Origin of the sequence: Colwellia sp. E2M01, from assembly GCF_018860585.1 — a bacterium.
In the GTDB taxonomy this organism is placed as follows: Bacteria; Pseudomonadota; Gammaproteobacteria; order Enterobacterales; family Alteromonadaceae; genus Colwellia.
The window spans coordinates 43,424-49,720 of record NZ_JAHKPR010000036.1 but is presented as its reverse complement, the minus strand read 5'-3'; the positions used below and the strand labels follow the sequence as shown (position 1 = coordinate 49,720).

The 6,297-nt window shown below is 37.4% G+C and carries 5 protein-coding genes; 3 read left to right on the top strand and 2 right to left on the bottom strand.

Translation table 11 applies throughout. The annotated features are described in order from the left end of the window. Positions 1-354: 354 nt before the first annotated feature. Entirely contained in the window at positions 355-1,236 is an 882-nt protein-coding gene (gene prmA, locus KO502_RS08065; protein ID WP_216022072.1) for a 50S ribosomal protein L11 methyltransferase, read from the bottom strand. 228 nt (positions 1,237-1,464) lie between these two features. Between prmA and KO502_RS08060 the strand changes: the two genes are divergently transcribed. After that, a complete protein-coding gene (locus KO502_RS08060; protein WP_216022069.1) occupies positions 1,465-2,430 on the top strand; it encodes an NAD(P)-dependent oxidoreductase in 966 nt (321 codons plus the stop codon). 23 nt (positions 2,431-2,453) lie between these two features. Next, on the top strand, positions 2,454-4,238 hold the full coding sequence (locus tag KO502_RS08055) for an RluA family pseudouridine synthase (protein ID WP_216022068.1): 1,785 nt from the start codon (positions 2,454-2,456) through the stop codon (positions 4,236-4,238). A gap of 349 nt (positions 4,239-4,587) precedes the next feature. Here KO502_RS08055 and KO502_RS08050 read toward each other — a convergent pair whose 3' ends face one another. Further along, a complete protein-coding gene (locus tag KO502_RS08050; protein WP_216022067.1) occupies positions 4,588-5,088 on the bottom strand; it encodes a lactoylglutathione lyase family protein in 501 nt (166 codons plus the stop codon). A 117-nt stretch (positions 5,089-5,205) separates the two neighbouring features. Here KO502_RS08050 and KO502_RS08045 point away from each other — a divergent pair, with 117 nt between their 5' ends. Then, entirely contained in the window at positions 5,206-6,087 is an 882-nt protein-coding gene (locus KO502_RS08045; RefSeq protein ID WP_216022066.1) for a LysR family transcriptional regulator, read from the top strand. The last annotated feature ends 210 nt before the right edge of the window (positions 6,088-6,297 follow it).

Genomic DNA, 6,297 nt, shown 5'->3' with positions numbered 1-6,297 from the left:
GCATTGATTGAAGAAAATGGTTATTCAGGAGAATAAGCTCCTGCATTCTCTTAGTAAGCTACATCCATGTAGCGTCCTTGTCAAAATCAATAACGCAGCATGTAAACCTTTTAAATTCGCCCTTTGGGAGCTTGCTCGATGCACACTAACATCGTTAAATTTATTTGATTTAGAATGACTAGACCTAAACAAATTCGCCTTGTTATTGCACATCGAACATAGCTCTGAGTTGGGAAGAAATTTAATCAAATTGGTATAAGTAAAGTGATGAGAAATGGATCCCCGACAAGAAACTTCGGGGATGACATCTATCTTTGATTGAGGAAGTTGACTAATAAGTGAGTAATTAAAAAGTTACTTACGTTGTCCGTTTAATCGTACCCACTCTTCTTGTACGCTTACTGGCTCCATATCACACCACTGGCCATAAATTTCTTGTAACGTTTCTGCTTGTTCTTCTAATACTCCAGACAATGCTAATAGCCCTTTGTCACCAACATACTCTATGATCACAGGCGCTAATTCACGTAATGGACCCGCTAAAATATTAGCAACAACAACATCGGCTTTAAATTCTGGTTGGTCTTTTGGTAAAAACAGCTCAAGTCTGTCAGCTACATTGTTTCGCTCGGCGTTAGCTAAACTTGCTTGTAATGCTTGTGGGTCAATATCAATACCAATCACTTTTTTAGCGCCAAGTTTAAGTGCGGCTAATGATAAAATGCCTGAGCCACAGCCAAAATCGACCACGGTTTTGTCTTGTAAATCTAAACCGTCTAACCAGGTTAAACACAAGGCTGTTGTTGGGTGAGTACCAGTACCAAAAGCAAGCCCAGGGTCTAGCATAACATTAACCGCATCTGGCTCTGGTACATCACGCCAGCTTGGACAAACCCAAAGACGTTCGCCAAACTTCATCGGGTGGAAGTTATCCATCCATTCACGTTCCCAATCTTTATCTTCTAATTGCTCTAGCTTGTATTGCATTTCATCTTTATCTGGATGAATACTTTTTAAGTAGCTAATCACTTTATCCATATCGTGACTGGCTTCAAATAACCCCATAACAACGGTATTTGACCAATAAATAACTTCATCACCTGGTAAAGGCTCATAAATAGGAGTGTCTTTTGCGTCAATAAAAGTCACCGCCTGTGAGCCACAAGCGACAAGCCAATCACTATATTTTTCGGCGTTATCTTCATTAGCACTTAATCTAAGTTGTATCCAAGGCATCTGCTGTTCTCTCTGCTCTTTGTTTCTTTTCATTTCTACCATTAGAAATAAAGGGGTTGTTTTTACTACGTGCCGCTAGTTTATCATTCATTATGCCTAGGTAGGAAAAATAACTGCTCTGAGTTACGCTTTCACTAAAGTTTTTTAGTTGTTGCTATGGTAATCTGAGCTCATACACAGGCGCACATTCCCCCTAGCGCTCGATACATTAATTAAGCAGATTGAATAATGAAATATTTTCCCGTTTTTCTTGATGGCAGTAAAATTAATGCCATGGTTATTGGTGGTGGCGATGTTGCTGCCCGTAAAATTGAATTGTTATTGAAAACCACAACCAATATTACAATTATGGCGGCAAGCGTTACCGAAGGTGTTGAACGCTTAATTAACGAGAATAACTTAACTTGGTTAGTGCATAATTATAAAGCAGGTTTATTAACTAATATTACCTTAGTAATAGCTGCCACTGACGATACAGCCGTTAATGAGTCGGTTTACCACGAAGCCGTGCCACTGAATATTTTAGCTAATGTTGTTGACCAACCAGCCCTTTGTACTTATATCACGCCAGCGATTATTGACAGAGCGCCAATGATTATTGCCCTTTCAAGCTCTGGCAGTGCACCTATTTTAATTCGTATGTTGCGTGAACAAATTGAAAAAATATTACCGCAAGGCTACGGTCGTTTAGCAGATTTCTCCTTAAAATTTCGTGATCATGTTAAAGCGCGTATTAAAGGGATTCGTAATCGTCGTACTTTTTGGGAAAACACCTTACGCGGTTCAATTGGCCAGGCATTACTTGATGGTAAGCAACAAGAAGCTGAACAACAGTTAATCGCCAGTTTAAAAGAAGAAGTAGCGCCGCCACAAGGTGAAATTATTTTTATTCAAACCCTTGAGGGTAACCCTGATAATTTAACTTTAAGCGCTCACCGCGCTTTACAGTTTGCCGATGCGGTTTTTTATGATGATGCGGTTAATATTGAGCTAATTGAATATGTTCGCCGTGACGCTGAGAAGTATCCGCAAAGTATTAGCTCAACCATTATGCTTAATTATCAACATGCGCTAGAGCTTGCCCAAGAGGGACAACAGGTAATTTACTTGTTGGCAGGTAATGAAGAGTTACCAACAAATGCGGCGCTAAATGCTAGTGGTATCAGCACTAAAATAATTATCAGTGGAAGTTAGGCTTACGCCAGCAATTATTAATTATGCCGACAACTACTCAACCTCTTTATTGGACTGACTTTATTGCTGACGTTAGTCACTTAACATTGCCTGATAAATTCACGTATCCTTTTTATTACCAAGCGCACCCTCTGGCAGTGATCGCCAGTGAAGAATTACAGCAAAAATTAACAGACTTTCACCCTCATACTTTTGATGTAGCCACTGATAATGATTCAGCTATTATTTCGGTTACTGATACCGAAAATAAAGTCGAACAGCAAGGCCGTATGTATGGCGTATTAATTGTTAAAGATGTTGATGGCAAGTTAGGTTATTTATCCGCACTTTCTGGCAATGCTAGTGAATCGGTAAATAATACCAGCATTAATTTTGTCCCTACTATTTACCAAGCCTACAGCGAAAGTGAATACGAACAAAACATGCAAGTTGTCATCAATGATATTAATGCGCAAATAACTGAATTGTCTTCAGCGGAAGAATTGAAGCAATTAACACAGTCATTAACTATTGAAGAAGCAAGTTTTGCTCAAGCTTTACAGCATCAACAAGCGCTAATGCGAGAAAACAAAAAAGCCCGTAAAGAAAAGCGCGCTTGGTTAGATTTACAGCTTGGCTCACAAAAAAATGACTCAGCCTTGTCAGAAGCTGAATACAAAGAGATTAGTATTGGTCTTTCTCGCGCCAGCGTTACCGATAAAAAAGCGTTGCAGGCATTAAAACTACAGCATCAAGATTGTATTAATGCAATCACAGCTAAGCTAACGGTGCTTACCGATGAAATAGCGTTTTTAAAAAAACGTCGCAAGCAACTATCAGCAAAATTACAAAAGCACTTTTTCAAGCAGTATCAAATGCTCAACATTAAAGGTGAACGTAAAGATTTAGTCGAGTTATTTGCTGAAACCATTGTAAAAAAACCACCTTCGGGATCCGGTGATTGTGCTGCGCCTAAATTACTACAATATGCGTTTGAGCATAACTTAACGCCAGTTTGCATGGCTGAGTTTTGGTGGGGCGCACAACCAAAATCAGAAATTCGTAAACACAAACACTTTTACCCTGCTTGCCAAAGTAAGTGCCTGCCAATATTAACGCACATGTTAAATGGTATGACTGTTGATGAAAATCCGTTATTAACGAACCCTGCAGAAAACATTGATTTAGAAATAGTATTTCAAGACGATGATATTGTAGTGGTAAACAAACCAGCAGGTTTATTGTCTGTGCCCGGTAAGTCGATAAAAGATTCTGTTTACACTCGCATTCAAGAAAAGTTTCCACACGCAACAGGTGGTTTAATTGTTCATCGCTTAGATATGGCAACGTCAGGTTTATTAATGTTAGCGTTAAATGAGCGTGCGCATAAGCATTTGCAGCAACAGTTTATTAATAAGGAAGTAAATAAGCGCTATGTCGCGACAATTGGTACAGCTTTAACTAAAAGAGCAACTGAGAATATAATCGAAACAACAAAGTCTGGTGATATTTGCTTACCACTGCGCGTTAATTTAGATGACAGACCTAAACAAATGGTTTGTTATGAACACGGTAAGTATGCAAAAACCCATTGGCAAGTAATAAGTAAAACAGTTAATACGACTAAGTTGTTTTTATACCCTATCACAGGTAGAACACACCAGCTGCGTATGCATTGCGCACATCCTGATGGACTTAACTCACCAATTATTGGTGATACTTTATATGGTACACCGGCGAACAGACTACATTTACATGCACAGCGGTTGAGTTTTACTCATCCTATTACCAAAGAGAAACTTACCTTTGAAGTGGATGAAGATTTTTAATCGAAATATCCCAAAAAGTATTGTATTACAAGATAAACACTGCATCCTCAAAAAACACCCAGTCTGCTTGGCTCAAGTGCCGGAGTGAAAGACAATATTCACTTATTTCCATCATGGATGATGGAAAAAGTAATGTTGCACATGGATGTGCCTTCATTACTGTTAAGTCGAAAATATTGACTTGAATGTAGGATAACACTTGAGCAGCAGCTCCGAGGGAGTCAAGAGGGATGCCGGAGGCAGCATCCCTCTTGGTGTCGTCGCCACCGCGACAAAATAGAAATTAATAATGCAAGTAAAGATATAAGTCACCAAAAATTTCAAAATTTGTATCCAATCTAGAAGTTAATTAATAAGCACCTGCTGCATAAGTTAATTCATAACTATGGCTGTATATTTCTAAGATATTACCAAACGGGTCTTCCATGTAAATCATACGGTAAGGTTTTTCACCTGGATAATAATAACGTGGCTCTGCCATACGTTTTTTACCGCCTGCGGCAACAATTTTCTCAACTAGTTCTTCTAAGTTTGGATCTTGCACACAAAAATGAAACACGCCTGTTTTCCAATATTCAAAGTTATCTTCTGGGTTTTCTTGATTAGCAAATTCAAAAATCTCCACACCTATTCTATCGCCCGTAGACATGTGAGCAATTTTAAATTTACCCCAGTTAGCACCAAATACGTCAGTACACATTTCACCAATAGGGCTGTCATCTTCTTCGATAATGGTTGGTTTCATAATTTCATACCAACCTAACACTTCGGTATAAAATTTTAAGGCGGCGTCTACATCTGGTACTGAAATACCAATGTGTGAAAATGCTCTTGGATATGCTTTGCTCATAATTACTTCCTCTTTATCATTTAATGATTATCGATAATCCTCTTAGTAAGGAAAGTTTACGCCTGCCTATTAATTACGTACAATTATTATAAATCATAATTATAAGTACATTTTGTAATGATAAATCTTGTTTGGTTAAAAACCTTTTGTAGCCTTGTTGATATTAATCACTTTACTAAAACCGCTGATAAGCTATTTATGACGCAATCAGGGGTGAGTCAGCAGATCAAAAAATTAGAACAATCGTTAGATACACAGTTATTAATCCGTGAAGGTAAGTCATTTTCCTTAACGGATGCTGGTATGAAGCTTTATCAACAAGGACAAAGCTTACTTAAAAGCTCTGAGGAGATAACAACATTAATTAAACAAGATGATCCACTAATAGGCACAGTAAAAATAATGACCCCAGGTAGTGTCGGCTTAAAACTCTATCCACAGTTATTAGATATTCAAATGCAACATCCCAAGTTAATCATTGATTACCGCTTTGCACCTAATGCAAGTATTGAACAGGATTTACTCGACAGAAAAGTAGATATAGCACTGGTAACAGAGCAACCTAAAAATGCCTCATTAACTAGCATTGGTGTAGGTATAGAGCCTTTAGTATTAATCACTTCGCACCAAATTAAAGCAATAAACTGGCAAACATTAATAGACCTTGGCTTTGTTAACCACCCTGATGGTGAATATCATACACAGCAGTTACTTAATAAAAACTTCCCTGAATTTGAACATATTAATCAATTTAAACAGGCTGGATTTTCTAATCAAATCAGCTTAATACTTGAACCGATAAGTAGAGGTCTAGGTTTTACCGTACTGCCGCTACACGCAGCTAACGCCTTTAATAAACAAAACCAAATTAATATTCATTATTTATCTAAAGAAGTAAATGAAACGCTTTATCTTTGTCAAAACCGCCTTTCTTTAGAAACAAGTCGCACAAGCTTTATTAAATCACGCATACTTAATCTAATTAGATTATCTAGATAATTTCACATTAAGGTTATATAGCTATAACTATGAGGTTCTAATAAATAGCATTTAATTGCACCATTATTAAGCAATCTAATCAAATTACTGCACTACACTGTATAGTTAAAATACTTTCACACGACTAAAAAATTAAAAAAACTTTAAATAAGCATTAATTAACAACAAGTTAACCTAAAAACTTATTTCAAAGAAAAAATGGCATAAGAG

What these genes read in the sequence shown, in the direction of transcription:
- KO502_RS08055 (WP_216022068.1), top strand. Translation starts at nt 2,454, where the DNA reads ATGCCGACAACTACTCAACCTCTTTATTGGACTGACTTTATTGCTGAC.
- KO502_RS08060 (WP_216022069.1), top strand. Translation starts at nt 1,465, where the DNA reads ATGAAATATTTTCCCGTTTTTCTTGATGGCAGTAAAATTAATGCCATG.
- prmA (WP_216022072.1), bottom strand. Translation starts at nt 1,236, where the DNA reads ATGCCTTGGATACAACTTAGATTAAGTGCTAATGAAGATAACGCCGAA.
- KO502_RS08045 (WP_216022066.1), top strand. Translation starts at nt 5,206, where the DNA reads ATGATAAATCTTGTTTGGTTAAAAACCTTTTGTAGCCTTGTTGATATT.
- KO502_RS08050 (WP_216022067.1), bottom strand. Translation starts at nt 5,088, where the DNA reads ATGAGCAAAGCATATCCAAGAGCATTTTCACACATTGGTATTTCAGTA.